Origin of the sequence: Variovorax fucosicus (assembly GCF_030316825.1) — a bacterium.
Taxonomy (GTDB): domain Bacteria; phylum Pseudomonadota; class Gammaproteobacteria; order Burkholderiales; family Burkholderiaceae_C; genus Variovorax; species Variovorax fucosicus.
This window is the reverse complement of record NZ_JASZYU010000004.1, coordinates 58138-72785: the sequence shown is the minus strand read 5'-3', so window position 1 is coordinate 72785 and position 14648 is coordinate 58138. Positions and strand designations below refer to the sequence as shown.

Here is a 14648-nt window from a genome sequence, read left to right as displayed (position 1 = left end):
GGCGTTCTAAGTCCTTGATTTTTCAGGGGCGCGGCCGCGCGGCTGCCAAACCATGTGCCGGAGCTTCGGACTTCGGGCCGGCCGCCCGTCCGGTGCGCCGGACGAGCGCCTCCGCACAAACCCTGAGGCGCCGCACCGGACTGAAAATCCAGGCTTGTTCAGATGTCCACCAAGGAGCCGCTTCCATGTCCCGCTACTGGCTGATGAAATCCGAGCCCGACGAGTGCTCTATCGACGACGCGCTGGCTGCACCCGACGCAACGGTCGCATGGACAGGGGTGCGCAGCTACCAGGCGCGCAACTTCATGCGCGACGCCATGCAGGTCGGCGACGGCGTGCTGTTCTATCACTCGAGTTGCGCCGAGCCGGGCATCGCGGGCATCGCGCGCGTGGCGTCCGGCACGCGGCCCGATCCGACGCAGTTCGACCCGGCCTCGCCCTACCACGACGCCGCGTCCAAACCGGAAGCGCCGCGCTGGCTGCTGCTGGACATTCAGGCGCTGCGCAAGACCCGGCTGCTGGCCCTGCCGGAACTGCGCGCGACGCCGGCCCTCGCCGACATGCTGGTGCTGCGCAAGGGCAACCGACTGTCGATCACGCCGGTCGATGCCGCGCACTGGCACTTGATCGTCGACCAGATGCTGGCTTGACCCCAGGGGCCGGACGCCAGGCGCCGGCTTTGCAACAGTCAACCCTTCAGGCATAGGGTTAACAATTACGCATTTATCTGCGTTTATGCACAAAATAGCTTCATCGTCAGGCGGCCGCTCCGCGCGCCGCCGCCCTCCTTCTCTTTTCTCAAGGAACCCCGATGAAGCTGATGTCCTACCAACATGCCGGTCGCGAAACATGGGGCGTCGTCGTCGGCGACGGTGTCGCCGAGCTGGCAACCCGCACCGGCTGCGCCACGCTGGCCGACTTCATCGGCAGCCCCGGCTATGCACAGCGTGATGCGCTGGTCGCCGGCCTCGCTGCCGAGGCCAAACTGGCCGACGTTGTCTTTCTGCCGGTGATCCCGCGGCCCGAGAAGATCGTTTGCGCGGTCCGCAACTACATGGACCACCACCAGGAGGTGCTGGCGGCCGGCATGCAGCGCGAGCTTTCCGAACAGCCGCCGATCTTCCTGCGGGTATGGCGATCGCAGACGGCGCACAACGCGCCCATCGTGCGGCCGCGCGTGTCGGAGTCGCTTGACTGGGAAGGCGAGCTGGCGGTGATCATCGGCCAGGGCGGCCGCGACATCAGCGAAGCCGATGCATGGAAGCATGTGGCCGGCTACGCCTGCTACAACGATGCGAGCGTGCGCGAATGGCAGTTCCATGCCAAACAGATCGCCTCGGGAAAGAACTTCGAATCGACCGGCGCCTTCGGCCCCTGGATGGTGACCGCCGACGAGATCGCGCCGGGCCGCGAGCTCAAGCTGGAAACCCGCCTCAACGGCGAGACGGTGCAATCCAGCCACACCGGCCACATGATCTTTTCGATCCCGCGCCTGATCCAATACGCCTCGACCATCTTCACGCTGGTGCCCGGCGACGTGTTCGCCACCGGCACGCCAGCGGGCGTGGGCTGGAGCAAGAAGCCGCCCCGGTTCATGAAGCCTGGCGATACGGTCGAGGTCGAGATCGAAGCCGTGGGCCTGCTCCGCAATCCGGTCACCGCGCAGGACTGAGCGCGCGCCCGAGGAGACAGCCATGAACAAAAGAAACTTCGTTGCGGCCTGCGCCGTCTGGGCGGCGTTCGCCACGCTGCCCGCGTTGGCGCAGCCCACCTATCCGGATCGCGCCATCAAGATCTACCAGGGCTTTGCGCCGGGCGGCAACGCGGATGCCATTGCCCGCGCGATCGGCGTCGAGATGGGCAAGGCGCTCGGCCAGCCGATCGTGGTGGAGGCGCAGTCCGGCGCCGGCGGCACGATCGCATCGACCACGGTCGCGCGCGCCAAGCCCGACGGCTACACGCTGCTGCTTGCCACCGGCGGCCATGCCGTGGCCGGCGCGCTCTACAACACGCTGCCCTACAAGACCGTGGCGGACTTCGACATGGTCTCGACGGTCACGTACTTCCCGTTCCTCATCGTCGTCAACGCCAGCTCGAAGTTCCAGAACTTCCCCGAGGTGGTCGCCGCCGCCCAGGCCGCCCCCGGCACCGTGGCCTATGGCACGGCGGGCATCGGTTCGACCCACCACCTGGCGGGCGAACTGCTCGCCCGGATGGCGAAGGCGCCGATGATGCACGTGCCCTACCGCGGCGACGCTGCCGCGCTGACAGCGCTGCTCGCGGGCGACGTGCCGTTCATCATCGCGCCGCCGACCGCGGTGATGTCGAACATCCAGGCCGGCAAGCTGCGCGCGCTGGCAACCACGGGGCCGCAGCGCTGGCCCGGGCTGCCGAACGTGCCCACAGTGGCCGAACAGAACGTCCCCGGCTACGACGTGCGCTCCTGGGCCGGGCTGATGGCGCCGGCCGGCACGCCGCGCCCGGTGATCGAGCGCCTCAACGCCGAGACCGCCAGGGCCTTGCAGGTGGCCGCTGTGCGCCAGCGCCTGGAAGACATGGGCGGCGAGGCGCGCGGCAGCACGCCTGAGGAAATGAAGGCCATGGTGGCCCGCGAACTCGACCGGTGGACGCAGGTCGTGGCCGACGCGAAGATTCCCAAACAATGAAACAAGGATTGCGCTGAGCCATGGCAAACGCCACCACCACCATGAAAGCCGTCCAGTTGCAGACACCCGGCGGCCCCGAAGTGCTGTCGCTGGTCGATCTGCCGCTGCCCGAGCCCGGCCCTGGCGCAGTGCGCGTGAAAGCGCATGCGATCGGCGCCGGCGGCCCGGACGTGCTGATCCGCAACGGCACCTACAAGTGGATGCCGCCGATGCCGGCCATCCCCGGCAACGAGATGGCCGGCGTGGTCGATGCGGTCGGCGCCGGCGTCAGCGCGTTGCGGGTCGGGCAGCGCGTGCTGGTGAGCGCACGCGAGTTGCCGCAGCGCGGCAGCTGCTATGCCGAGTACATCTGCGTGCCCGAGTCCGCGCCGTTCGTCCTGCCCGAGTCGATCGCCTTCGACGACGCGGTGAGCCTCGGCAACTTCCAGCTCGCGCTGGCGCTGCTGGCCAGCAACGGCAACCTGTCCGCCCGGTCGATCCTGGTGCCGGGTGCGGCGGGCGGCGTCGCAACCGCACTGGTGCAGGTGGCGCGCGAACGCGGCCTGCGCGTGATCGGCACCGCCTCGTCGGACACCAAGCGCGCTTTCGCGCTTGCCAACGGCGCCCATGACGTCATCGACGGCGACCCGCGCACCCTGACCGAAGAAGTGATGCGCCTCACCGAGGGCCGTGGCGTCGACATGGCTTTCGACCACATCGGGGGTGCGCTGTTCGTCGCCTGCCTGCGCGCGCTGGCGCCGTTCGGCATGGTGGTGTCGTACAACATCGTGAGCGGCCCGCCGAGCGCCGACGTGTTCGACGAACTGCGCAAGCTGCTCGGCAAGAGCCTGGCAGTGCGCACCTTCTCGATCCACACCGTGGACGCCGACATCGTGCAGCGCCGCGGGCTGATGGAATCCGCCATCGCGCTGATGGCGGCCGGCAAGGTGCGGGCGCCGCAGGCCACGCGCTTTGCGTTGGCCGATGCGCGCCGTGTGCATGAGCTGCTCGACAGCGGCGGCACGCTCGGCAAGATCGTGCTGCAGCCCTGACGGGCCAGGGCTACGCCCCCGCCGCCATGCCGATGGTCACGCAGGTGCGCCGAGCAGCATGCCGACCGAAGCGCTGCCCGCCAGTTGCCACAGTTGCCCGATGGCGCGCTGCGCCTCGGCTTCGGTTGCAGCCCCGCTGTAGGCTGCGAGCCGCAATGCCTTGGCGGTGATCTCCTCGCGGCTCAGGGTGTTGCCGGGGTCGCCCTTCGGTTCGTCCACGCGGCCCTGCAGCACGCGGCCATCGGTGGTGCGCACCGTGACCTTGCCGATCCAGCGGCGCGGATAGGCGCCATCGACTTCGGCATCGAGTTCCATGCGCACGCGCTCGCGCAACGCACGGGTTTCGGGTTCGCTGAAATGCGCGTCGAACTCGGCCAGGCCGGCCTGCCCGAAGCGCGCCACCAGCGCCAGCACCGTGCCCATCGAGAACTTGGACTGGTGCACCGTGGCCGGGTCGACCACCGGCCCCAATACATCGATCGCACCCTGGTGAACATGGGTCACGACGTTGTCGATGTCTTCTGCGCGCAGCTGGTTCGCCGCCATCACGGCGAGCAGCGCATCCGCGGCCGGATGCGTGTGGCGGCAGGCGGCATGGAACTTGAACGAGGTCTCGGCCAGTGCCCAGCGCGTGCCAAGGCCCTCGACCAGTTTTGCCGGGTCGGCGTCGCGCGACATGCCGGCCGCCATGCCTTGCGGGCCTTCGAGGATCGCCTGCGCGCCGGTGAACCCGTCGCGCGCCAGGCTCGCCGCCATCAGGCCCGCTGCTGCCGCATGCGCGGTGTGCAGCTGCTTGGAGTCGGCGGCGGTGCGCAAGAACTCCCAGAGGCCCGCCGACTGCGTGCCGGCCGAGCCGAACGCATGCAGCATGCGCGCCGCATCGAGCCCGAGCAGATGCCCGGCCGTCGCGGCAGCCGCGAGCGTGCCGGCCGTGCCTGTGGTGTGGAACACCTTGTAGTGGGAACGCCCCAGGAATTCGCCGACGCGGATGCCGACCTCGTAACCCGCGACCGCAGCCGTCAGCAACTGCGGCCCGCTCGCACCAAGCGCCTGCGCCCAGGCCAGCGCGACCGGAAACACCACGGTCGCGGGATGGAACACCGAGCCGTTGTGCACGTCGTCCTGTTCGGCCACGTGCGAGGCCGCGGCATTCACCATTGCGGCGAAGTACGGGCTGCTGCGGCCACGGCCGACCAGCACTTCGCTGCCGCCTGCGGCCGGCCCCATGGCTCGCGCGAAGGCGGCGATGGTTTCGACCGGCCGCGAGCCATGGCCTGCGAGCGCGGAGCCGAACCAGTCGACCAGCAGGTCTTCCGCGCGGCGCACCACCGGTGTGGGAATGTCCGTGAAGCGGAGGTCGGCCGCGAAGCGGGCCAACGAGGCGGTGGTCGGCGTCATGCGTTGTCTCCAGATGACCCGCATGGTGGCGGCAGCCCTGCCCGCGCGCAATCTGCCATTTCGGAACGAAGCCTTCTGGAATTCCGAAGGCTCGGATGAGCGCCTCCCGCGCCCGCCGGCGTACGGCCGACGTACTGGCCGATGCTCAGGCCGCCACGGCGCTGCCGACGACGGCATAGCGGCGCACGAGCTGGATCAGCTCCTCCGGCGCGTAGGGCTTGCCGAGGTAGTGGTTCACGCCGATCTGGCGCGCGTACTCGCGATGCTTGTGCGCGATGCGTGACGTGATCACGATGATCGGCATATGCGCCAGCGCGCCATCCGCACGAATGTGGCGGGCCAGATCGAACCCATCCATGCGCGGCATCTCGATATCTGCCAGCACCACGCTGGGCCGCTCTTCCTTGAGCCGCTCCAGCGCATCCAGGCCGTCTTCCGCCAGCACCACCCGGTAGCCTGCCGCCTTCAGCAGGCGCTGGGCAAACACACGGACGGTGACCGAGTCGTCGACCACCATGATGAGCGGTGCCGGCGCCGCCGACGGGCGCACCCGCGGTGTCGGCAGCGTCGCAGCCTCGGCAGTTGCCGCCAGCAGACTTTCGACGGGCGGCGGGCGGCGCGGCGGCGCGGCGCTGGCATTGCGCGCCAGCGCCGCCTCCACGACGCGCGCGACCAGAGCGTGCTCGATACCTGTCTCGCGCGCGATCGTTTCGACCAGCCGCTGGCTATCGGCCGCAGGCCGAATCGCGGCCGTCGCCGCTCCAAGCCGCGCCTCGGCGCGCGGCACCTCGGGCTTGGCCGCCAAGGGTGCGTTGGCAGGTTCCGGGGGCCTCGCCGGCCGGGACGTTCGCACAGGAGGCTGCGGCGCCCGGCGCCTGAAGATCAGCCAGGCCACGGCGGCGGCCAGTGCAGCCCCGAGCAGCGCGAACGCCAACGCAAAATAAAGCTGATCCATACACCACCGCCATGACAACCGGAAGACGCAATTGTTTCCTATTGCGGCCTACAGATACACCCGGTTGTGCGGTGCAACGTCGGTTTTCTCAAAAAAAAAGACGGCCGCGGCACCCTGAGGGGGTACCGCGGCCGCGCCGGGTGCTGGATGAGGGGGCGTGCCCCCCTGGGCTCAGCGCTCGATCGTCAGCGCCACGCCCATGCCGCCGCCGATGCACAGCGAGGCGATGCCCTTCTTGGCGTTCTGGCGCTGCATTTCGTGCAGCAGCGTCACCAGGATGCGGCAGCCGGACGCGCCGATCGGGTGGCCGATGGCGATTGCGCCGCCATTCACGTTGACCTTGCTCACGTCCCAGCCCATCTCGCGGTTCACCGCGCAGGCCTGTGCGGCGAAGGCTTCGTTGATTTCGAGCACGTCCAGGTCGGCGGCCTTCCAGCCGGCGCGTTGCAGCGCCTTGGTCGAGGCCGGCACCGGGCCCATGCCCATGATCGCCGGGTCGAGGCCGGCTGTGGCGTAGCTGGCGATGCGGCCCAGCGGCGTCAGGCCCAGCGCGGCGGCCTTCTTGGCCGTCATCACCATCACGGCGGCAGCGCCGTCGTTCAGGCCTGAGGCGTTGCCGGCGGTCACGCCGCCGGCCTTGTCGAACGCCGGGCGCAGGCCGGCCAGGCCATCCGCATTGGTCTTGCGATTGATGAACTCGTCCTTGTCGAAAACGACCGGGTCGCCCTTCTTCTGCGGAATGTTGACGCCGACGATCTCGTCCTTGAACTTGCCGGCGTCCTGGGCGGCGGCTGCCTTGGTCTGGCTGCCGAGCGCGAGTTCGTCCTGCGCGGCGCGGTCGATGTTGTACTTCTTGGCCACGTTCTCGGCCGTGATGCCCATGTGGTACTGGTTGTAGACGTCCCACAGGCCGTCCACGATCATCGTGTCCACCAGCTTCCAGTCGCCCATGCGCTGGCCGTTGCGCGAGTTCGGCAGCACGTGCGGCGCGGCGCTCATGTTCTCCTGGCCGCCAGCGATCACGATCTCGCTGTCACCCGTGGCAACGGCTTGCGCCGCCAGCATCACGGCCTTCAGGCCCGAGCCGCAGACAGCATTGATGGTGAGCGCGGGCGTTTCCTTGGCGCCGCCGCTCTTCAGCCAGGCCTGGCGCGCCGGGTTCTGGCCCGCGCCAGCGGCCAGAACCTGGCCCATGATGGCTTCGCCGATCTGGTCGGGCGTGAGCTTGGCGCGCGCGATCACTTCCTTGATCACGAGCGCACCCAGTTCGGTGGCCGCAATGCCGGCGAGCGAGCCGCCGAATTTGCCGACAGCAGTGCGGGCAGCGGCAACGATGACGATGTCTTCCATGGTCTTTCTCCTAGAGGTGAAAAGTGACTTTAAACGGTTGTCTGGTCGGTTGTGCCCATATTCAAGCGCGGGCCTTGACGTAGCGGCCGGGTGCTGGCTCGCTGGCCTTGTAGGCGCTGCCCTTTCCATAGGTCTTCGGGGCCGCAATCTGTTTGCCTGCATGCCCCTTGAGCCAATTCGACCAATCGGTCCACCAGCTGCCCGGGTGCTCGGTCGCGCCCTTGAGCCACTCGGCCTGGGACGCCGGCAGTTTGCCGTCCTCGCGGATCCAGTGGCTGCGCTTTTTCTTGGCGGGCGGGTTGATCACGCCCGCGATGTGGCCCGAGGCGCCCATCACGAAGCGCTTCTTGCCCTTGAGCAGTTGCGTCGAGGCGTAGGCGCCCTCGATCGGCACGATGTGGTCTTCGCGCGAGCCATAGAGGTAGACCGGCGCGTCGATGGCGCCGAGGTCGATCTTGGCGCCGCACACCGTGAGCGCGTTGGGAACCCTGAGCTTGTTCTCGAGGTAGGTGTTGCGCAGGTACCAGGCGTAGAACGGGCCCGGCAGGTTGGTCGCGTCGCTGTTCCAGTAGAGCAGGTCGAACGGCGGCGGCGTTTCACCCTTGAGGTAGTTGCCGACCACGTAGTTCCAGAACAGGTCGTTGGGACGCAGGAAGCTGAAGGTCGACGACAGATCGCCGCCCGGCAGCAGGCCGCCCTTGCCCATCTGCATCTCGCGGTACTGCACCATCTGCTCGTCGATGAAGATGTCGAGGATGCCGGTGTCGCTGAAGTCGAGCAGGGTGGTGAGCAGGGTGACCGACGCCACCGGATGCTCGCCGCGCGCCGCCAGCACGGCCAGCGCAGTGCTGAGGATGGTGCCGCCGACGCAGAAGCCCAGCGCATTGATCTGCTTGCTGCCGCTGATCTCCTGCGCCAGATGGATCGCCTTGATGGCCGCGTCCTCGATGTAGCGGTCCCAGGTGAACTCGCGCAGCGATTCGTCGGGGTTGCGCCAGCTCACCACGAACACGCGGTGCCCCTGCTCCACCGCATAGCGGATCAGCGAGTTCTCGGGCTGCAGGTCGAGGATGTAGAACTTGTTGATGCACGGGGGCACCAGCAGGAACGGCCGCTCGTACACCTTGGCCGTGAGCGGCTTGTATTCGAGCAGCTGGAACAGCTCGTTCTCGAACACCACCGCGCCTTCGGTGGTCGCCACGTTGCGGCCGACCTCGAAAGCGCTTTCGTCGGTCATGCTGAGGTGGCCCTGCTGCACGTCCTTCAGCAGGTTCTGCAGGCCCTTGGCGATGCTCTCGCCCTGTGTTTCGATCGCCCGCTTCTGCGCTTCGGCATTGAAAGCCAGCGAATTGCTCGGCGCCGAGGCGGCCATCCACTGCTCGACCGCGAAGCGCAGCCGGGCCTTGGTCTTGGGATCGGCTTCGACCGCCTCGGCCATGCCCATCAGCGTGCGGGCGTTGAGCAGGTAGACCGCGGCCGAAAACGCCGACACCGGGTTGCTGCCCCAGGCCTCGGCGGCAAAGCGCTTGTCGGCAGCGGGCGGCTTGGTGAAGCCCTGGCGCCAGAGTTCGGAAGCCTCTTCCACGTATTGCTGCTGCAGCGCCTGCAGCTTCTCGGGCTGCAGGCTGAACTGGGGCAGCTCCATCGGCATGCCGGGCGTCGACACACCGCCCATGCCGGCCGACTGGAACGATTCCAGCGCCTTGCTCCAGCCCTGAGTCAGCGCCTGCTGCATGGACGCGAACGCGTCGGCGGTGGCGGCTTGTGGTTTCATCATGTCTCCTTCGGCGGCCCGGAAAGCCCGGACGGATTTTGAGTATCCTGCATTCGACAGCGCAAGTTCCAGCGCGCCGGTCATCCTACCCGCACTCGCCCGCGGGTTCTCCTCCATTCACAGCCCCTCACATGTTCGTGCACCTGATCGTCATCGGCTGGCTCTACGTCGTCGTGATGATGGCCGTCGCCGAAGCTACCGCCAGCAACGGCACCGTGCTGGGCGCCATCATCACCTTTCTGCTGTACGGGCTGGCACCGGTGGCGCTGGTGGTGTACCTGCTCGGCGCGCCAGGGCGGCGGCGCGCCGTGAAAGAGCGCGAGCTGGCGGCGCAGGAGGCTGCGCGGCGCGCCGCGGCCGAAAAATCAGGCCTTCCAGATGCAGGCGGCGAGCCTCCCACTGACACCGTCGCGCCGGTGCGAAAAGAACCGTGACGGGTTGCCGACAGTGCACCACGCATCGCTGCCATCGTTGCCGTAGATCTCGGCCACGCCCCGGGCGGCCAGCCGCTGGCGCGCGAGCGCGGGCAAATCGGCCAGCCATTTGTCGCCTTTGCCGCCCGGCCGGAAGCAGGCGGCGCTCGACGGGTTCTGCGCCTCGAACGCTGCCTTGACTTCGGCACCGACCTCGAATGCCTTCGGGCCGATGCACGGGCCCAGCCAGGCCATAACTTCGACCGACCCGAACGATGCCAGTGTCTGCTCGAGCACCCCGGCCGCCAGCCCTCGCCAGCCGGCATGCGCCGCCGCCACCTGGCGCCCTTCGACGTCGGTGAACAGTACCGGCAGGCAGTCGGCCACCATGATCGTGCAAGCGATGCCGGACTCCGTGCTGAAGCACGCATCGGCGGTCTCGCCATCCGCGCTCGTGGCGTCGAGCCGGCGCACTGCGACGCCATGCACCTGCTGCAGGAACACCGGGCGCACGCCCAGCGCGGCCTGCCATCGGCGCCGGTTCGCGGCCACCGCCGCGGGCTCGTCGCCGACATGGTCGCCGAGGTTCAGGCTCTCGTAGCGGCCCTGCGAAACGCCCCCGGTGCGCGTGCTGCAGGCGGCCTGGACGCCGGCCGGCGCCGGCCAGTCCGGCACCATCGGTTCAGGCTTCGGCATCGGGACAACTGGAGGGTTGCGCGCGGCGGAAGGCATCGAGTTGCATGCAGGCCTCGAACGCGCCCATGGTGCGCGGCAGATCGCTCAGGTCGCAGTCGAAGCGCTGCGCATTGAAGATCTGCGGCACCAGGCAGCAGTCGGCCATGGTCGGCGTGTTGCCGTAGCAATAGATGCCCGCCGGCAGCTGGTTCAGTTGCCGCTCGAAGGCCTGCATGCCCTCGCGCACCCAGTGGCGATACCAGGCGTTCTTGGCCGCGTCGTCGAGCTTGAGCTCGCGCACCAGGTACTTGAGCACCCGCAGGTTGTTGACCGGATGGATCTCGCAGGCGATCGATTCCGACAGGGCCCGCACCTTGGCGCGGCCAACCGGATCGCGCGGCAGCAGCGGCGGCTCGGGGTTGGTTTCGTCGAGGTATTCGATGATGGCCATCGACTGCGAGAAACGCTCGCCCTCTTCCTCCAGCAGCGGCACCAGCATGTCGGCCGAAATCGCCGCAAACGACCCCGCGAGATGCTCGCCGCGTGCGATGTGCACCGGAATGTAGTCGAACGCCAGGCCCTTGAGATTGAGCGCGATGCGCACCCGGAACGAGGCCGAAGAGCGGAAGTAGTTGTAGAGCTTCATCATGGGACGAGCATAGCGCCCGGGGCCGGCACAAGACAGCCCCGGCAGCGCGCGCTGCCCTCTGGCACACTGCCGCTTGCATCCGAAAACACCATCCCCTGAAGGACGAATTCCCATGGCTTCCGAGTATGTTTTTTCCGCGCCCCCCGTTGTGTCGATCCCGGTGGTCGGCAAGGGCACGCGCTTTCCGGTTCACCGCATCTACTGCGTGGGCCGCAACTACGAAGATCACGCCAAGGAAATGGGCTTCACCGGCCGCGAGCCGCCATTCTTCTTCATGAAGCCGGCCGATGCGCTCGTGGTGGTGGACGCCGGCCAGACCGGCACCATGGCCTACCCCACGCTCACCAAGAACCTGCACCATGAAATCGAGCTCGTGGTGGCGATCGGCACCGGCGGCAAGAACATTGCGGCCGCCGATGCGATGAAGCACATCTACGGCTATGCCGTCGGCCTCGACATGACGCGGCGCGACTTGCAGAACGACATGAAGAAGCAGGGCCGCCCCTGGGACATCGGCAAGGCCTTCGAGCAAAGCGCCCCGATCGGCCCGATCGTGCCGGTGGCCGATGCCGGCGACGTCGAAAAGGCCGAGATCTCGCTGCAGGTGAACGGCACCGACCGCCAGCGCAGCAACGTGAGCAAGCTGATCTGGAACATTGCCGAGACCATCGAGCAGCTCTCGGCCGCATGGGAACTGGCACCCGGCGACCTGATTTTCTCGGGCACGCCCGAAGGCGTGGCGGCCGTGGTGGCTGGCGACACCCTGGTCGGCGCCGTCGCCGGCCTGCCCACGCTGACCGTCAAGATCGCCTGAGCGTGTTCGAGCGCCCGCTGATCAAGCACTGCAAGAACTGCGGCAGCGCCGTGGTTTACCGCGTGCCCGACGACGGCGACACCAAGCCGCGCGCAGTGTGCCCGGTGTGTCACACCATCCACTACGAGAACCCGCTCAACGTGGTCGGCACCATCCCGGTGCTGGGCGAGCGGGTGCTGCTGTGCAAGCGCAACATCGAGCCGCGCTGGGGCAAGTGGACGCTGCCGGCCGGCTTCATGGAGCTCGGCGAAACCACGGCGCAGGGCGCGGCCCGCGAGACCGACGAGGAAGCCGGCGCCGAGTACGAAATGCAGGACCTGTTCGCGGTGATGAGCGTGGTGCGCGTCGGCCAGGTGCATATGTTCTACCGCGCGAAGCTGCTCAGCGACAGGTTCGACCCCGGGCACGAAACCATCGAGGCCAGGCTCTTCACCGAGGCCGAGATTCCGTGGGACGAGATCGCCTTTCGCACGGTGCGCGAAGCGCTGCTGCGCTTCTTCGAAGACCGGCGCAACGGCGGCACCTTCGGCCGCGTGCACACCCTCGACATCGTTTGAAAAACCTCATGAAAAAAACCGCCCTGCTCCTTGCCACGGCCGCCTGCATGCTGGCCGTGGTGGCACGCGCCGAAACGGTGGGCGATGTCGACACCGCCTTCAAGCTGATCGGCCCCGACCACAAGATCGTGGTCGACGCCTACGACGACCCCAAGGTCAACGGCGTGACCTGCTACGTGTCGCGCGCCAAGACCGGCGGCGTGTCCGGCGCGCTCGGCTTCGCCGAAGACAAGGCCGAGGCCTCGATCGCCTGCCGCCAGGTCGGCCCGATCAGCATCAAGGAGCCGCTGCCCAAGCGCGAAGAGGTCTATAGCGAGCGCCTGTCGATTTTGTTCAAGCGCCTGCGCGTGGTGCGCATGGTCGACGCCAAGCGCAACACGCTGGTGTACCTGACCTACTCCGACCTGCTGATCGACGGTTCGCCCAAGAACGCGATCACCGCCGTGGCGGTCGATCGCGGCACGGTGATTCCGGTCAAGTAAGCCGGGCCGCACAACGATGCTCCTGGCGCCCGGCCAGCCCTTTCGCGTTCTGTACTCGGCGCTGTGGCGCTTCGCGCTGGGCGCGCGGGTGCAGTTGGTCGGCGCCTTGTCGCTGCTCACGGCCTCGCAAGTCATCCGCCTCGCCATGCCCTGGCTCGCGGGCCAGGCCATCAACGCGCTGCAGCACGGTGCGCTGGGCACCGCGTCGCGCTGGATTGCGCTGCTGGTCGGCGTGTACCTGTTGTCGTGGGCCGTGCACGGGCCCGGCCGCGTGCTGGAGCGCAATGTGGGCGTGCGGGTGCGCGAGACGCTGGCCGATACGCTCTACGCCCGCATTGCCGCCGCGCCCCTGCCCTGGCACGACGCGCACCACTCGGGCGAACTGCAGCACCGCGTGCACCAGGCCAGCCGGGCGCTGTCGGACTTTGCGCAGAACCAGTTCGTCTACCTGGCCAGCGCGGTGAGCTTCGTCGGCCCGGTGGTGGCCCTGATGCTGCTGTCGCGCGCCAGCGGCTTGCTCGCGCTGGTGGGCTACGTGCTCATCGGCCTGGTGATCCTGCGCTTCGACCGAGCGCTCATGAAGCTGGCGCGCACCGAGAACGACGCCGACCGGCGCTACGTGGCCGCCCTGCTCGACTTCGTCGGCAATGCGTCGACCGTGATCGGCCTGCGCCTGCAGGCAGCCTCGCGCGTGCTGCTGCGCCGGCGCATGGAGGCGGTGTCGGCCCCGCTCAAACGCACGGCGCTGCTGAACGAAGGCAAGTGGGCCTCGGTCGACCTGCTCGGCCTGGGGCTCACCTGGACGCTGGTGCTGGTGTACGTGTGGGGCCAGCGCGCGCCCGGCCAGGCCGTGCAGCTCGGCACCGTGTTCATGATCTACCAGTACGCGCAGCAGGCCGCGGCCGTGGTCGGCTCGATGGCGGCCAACTTCCAGGGCTTCGCGCGGATGTTCACCGACTACCAGAGTGCCGCGCCGCTCTGGGAAGCGCCGGGCGACCCGGCCGATGGGCGCAGCGACACGCCGATCGCGCGCGACGCCGGCTGGCAACGCATCGCCATCGACGGGCTGGCCTGGGGCTATGCGGATGCCGCGCGCGGCGGCGGGCTGCACGAGCTGGCGCTGAGCCTGCGCCGCGGCCAGCGCATCGCGCTGGTCGGCCCGAGCGGCGGCGGCAAGAGCACGCTGCTGCGCGTGTTGGCCGGGCTCTACATCCCGCAGCACGGCAGCCTGCGCTTCGATGGGCATCCGCAGGACTGGGCCGCGCTGCGCAGCCTGGCCACGCTGATCCCGCAGGAGACCGAGGTGTTCGAAGCCAGCGTGCGCGAGAACCTCACGTTCGGCCAGCCCTGCGACGATGCGCCGCTGCAGGCCGCGCTGCACGCGAGCGCGTTCGACGAGGTGCTGGCCACCATGAAAGGCACGCTCGACAGCCCGCTGACCGAACGCGGCTTCAACCTGTCGGGCGGGCAACGCCAGCGCCTGTGCCTGGCGCGCGGCGTGCTCGCGGCAGAGGGCAGCTCGCTGCTGCTGCTCGACGAGCCGACCAGCGCGCTCGACGCCGCGACCGAGGCGCGCGTGCTGGAACGCATCGGTGCCGCGTTTCCGCAGGCATGCATGATCGCGTCGATCCATCGCCTCAGCGTGCTGGACCGTTTCGACACCGTGGTGCTGATGGAGGCCGGCCGCATCGTCGACACGGGCCCCCGCGCGGAACTGCTACAACGAAACCCGCAGTTGCAACATACGGTTCAGAGGTAAAAAACTGCTGCAGCGCCCATGCGATGGGCCTGAGCAGCTACTATTTCAATAGCAAGCCAGACACGGAGCCAGGATCGAATCGGTTTCCGCCGGGAACATCTCGCGGCCCATTCGTTCCAAAGGAA

General features: G+C 68.3%; 15 protein-coding genes. 9 read left to right on the top strand and 6 right to left on the bottom strand.

All coding sequences use genetic code 11. From position 1 onward, the window contains the following. The first annotated feature begins 185 nt into the window (after window positions 1–185). The 4 genes from QTI05_RS22380 (at window position 186) to QTI05_RS22365 (ending at window position 3697) form a co-directional block, all read left to right on the top strand. The gene (locus QTI05_RS22380) at window positions 186–650 is read left to right on the top strand and encodes an EVE domain-containing protein (RefSeq protein ID WP_286619707.1); all 465 of its coding nucleotides are present in this window, start codon (window positions 186–188) and stop codon (window positions 648–650) included. 161 nt (window positions 651–811) lie between these two features. Then, a complete protein-coding gene (locus QTI05_RS22375) occupies window positions 812–1672 on the top strand; it encodes a fumarylacetoacetate hydrolase family protein (RefSeq protein ID WP_286619706.1) in 861 nt (286 codons plus the stop codon). A 22-nt stretch (window positions 1673–1694) separates the two neighbouring features. After that, on the top strand, window positions 1695–2666 hold the full coding sequence (locus QTI05_RS22370) for a tripartite tricarboxylate transporter substrate binding protein (protein WP_286619705.1): 972 nt from the start codon (window positions 1695–1697) through the stop codon (window positions 2664–2666). A 20-nt stretch (window positions 2667–2686) separates the two neighbouring features. Beyond that, window positions 2687–3697 (top strand): zinc-dependent alcohol dehydrogenase family protein, encoded by a 1011-nt coding sequence (locus QTI05_RS22365; protein WP_286619704.1) that lies wholly within the window; start codon window positions 2687–2689, stop codon window positions 3695–3697. A gap of 36 nt (window positions 3698–3733) precedes the next feature. Here QTI05_RS22365 and QTI05_RS22360 read toward each other — a convergent pair whose 3' ends face one another. From QTI05_RS22360 to phaC, 4 genes are all read right to left on the bottom strand, one after another. Further along, window positions 3734–5095, bottom strand: a complete 1362-nt coding sequence (locus tag QTI05_RS22360; protein ID WP_286619703.1) for an MmgE/PrpD family protein — start codon at window positions 5093–5095, stop codon at window positions 3734–3736. 145 nt (window positions 5096–5240) lie between these two features. Beyond that, window positions 5241–6050, bottom strand: coding sequence for a response regulator (locus QTI05_RS27930; protein WP_444812953.1), 810 nt, complete (start codon window positions 6048–6050; stop codon window positions 5241–5243). Between the two features lie 171 nt (window positions 6051–6221). After that, complete coding sequence (locus QTI05_RS22350; protein WP_286542885.1) at window positions 6222–7400, bottom strand: acetyl-CoA C-acetyltransferase; 1179 nt, start codon at window positions 7398–7400, stop codon at window positions 6222–6224. Between the two features lie 61 nt (window positions 7401–7461). Continuing rightward, window positions 7462–9174, bottom strand: coding sequence for a class I poly(R)-hydroxyalkanoic acid synthase (phaC, locus tag QTI05_RS22345; protein ID WP_286619702.1), 1713 nt, complete (start codon window positions 9172–9174; stop codon window positions 7462–7464). 131 nt (window positions 9175–9305) lie between these two features. Here phaC and QTI05_RS22340 point away from each other — a divergent pair, with 131 nt between their 5' ends. After that, on the top strand, window positions 9306–9608 hold the full coding sequence (locus QTI05_RS22340; protein WP_286619701.1) for a hypothetical protein: 303 nt from the start codon (window positions 9306–9308) through the stop codon (window positions 9606–9608). Here the strand turns inward: QTI05_RS22340 and pgeF are convergent. Further along, the gene (gene pgeF / locus QTI05_RS22335; RefSeq protein ID WP_286619700.1) at window positions 9540–10283 is read right to left on the bottom strand and encodes a peptidoglycan editing factor PgeF; all 744 of its coding nucleotides are present in this window, start codon (window positions 10281–10283) and stop codon (window positions 9540–9542) included. The genes QTI05_RS22340 and pgeF overlap by 69 nt on opposite strands. Further along, entirely contained in the window at window positions 10270–10908 is a 639-nt protein-coding gene (maiA, locus tag QTI05_RS22330) for a maleylacetoacetate isomerase (protein ID WP_286621087.1), read from the bottom strand. Before maiA ends, pgeF begins: the two co-directional genes overlap by 14 nt. A gap of 115 nt (window positions 10909–11023) precedes the next feature. Between maiA and QTI05_RS22325 the strand changes: the two genes are divergently transcribed. Genes QTI05_RS22325 through QTI05_RS22310 form a run of 4 tightly spaced genes read left to right on the top strand, consistent with a single transcriptional unit; the run spans window position 11024 to window position 14523 of the window. After that, window positions 11024–11725 (top strand): fumarylacetoacetate hydrolase family protein, encoded by a 702-nt coding sequence (locus tag QTI05_RS22325; protein WP_286619699.1) that lies wholly within the window; start codon window positions 11024–11026, stop codon window positions 11723–11725. Between the two features lie 2 nt (window positions 11726–11727). Continuing rightward, entirely contained in the window at window positions 11728–12282 is a 555-nt protein-coding gene (locus QTI05_RS22320) for an NUDIX hydrolase (RefSeq protein ID WP_286619698.1), read from the top strand. Between the two features lie 8 nt (window positions 12283–12290). Further along, complete coding sequence (locus QTI05_RS22315) at window positions 12291–12764, top strand: CreA family protein (protein WP_286619697.1); 474 nt, start codon at window positions 12291–12293, stop codon at window positions 12762–12764. 16 nt (window positions 12765–12780) lie between these two features. After that, entirely contained in the window at window positions 12781–14523 is a 1743-nt protein-coding gene (locus QTI05_RS22310; protein ID WP_286619696.1) for an ABC transporter ATP-binding protein, read from the top strand. Window positions 14524–14648: the final 125 nt, after the last annotated feature.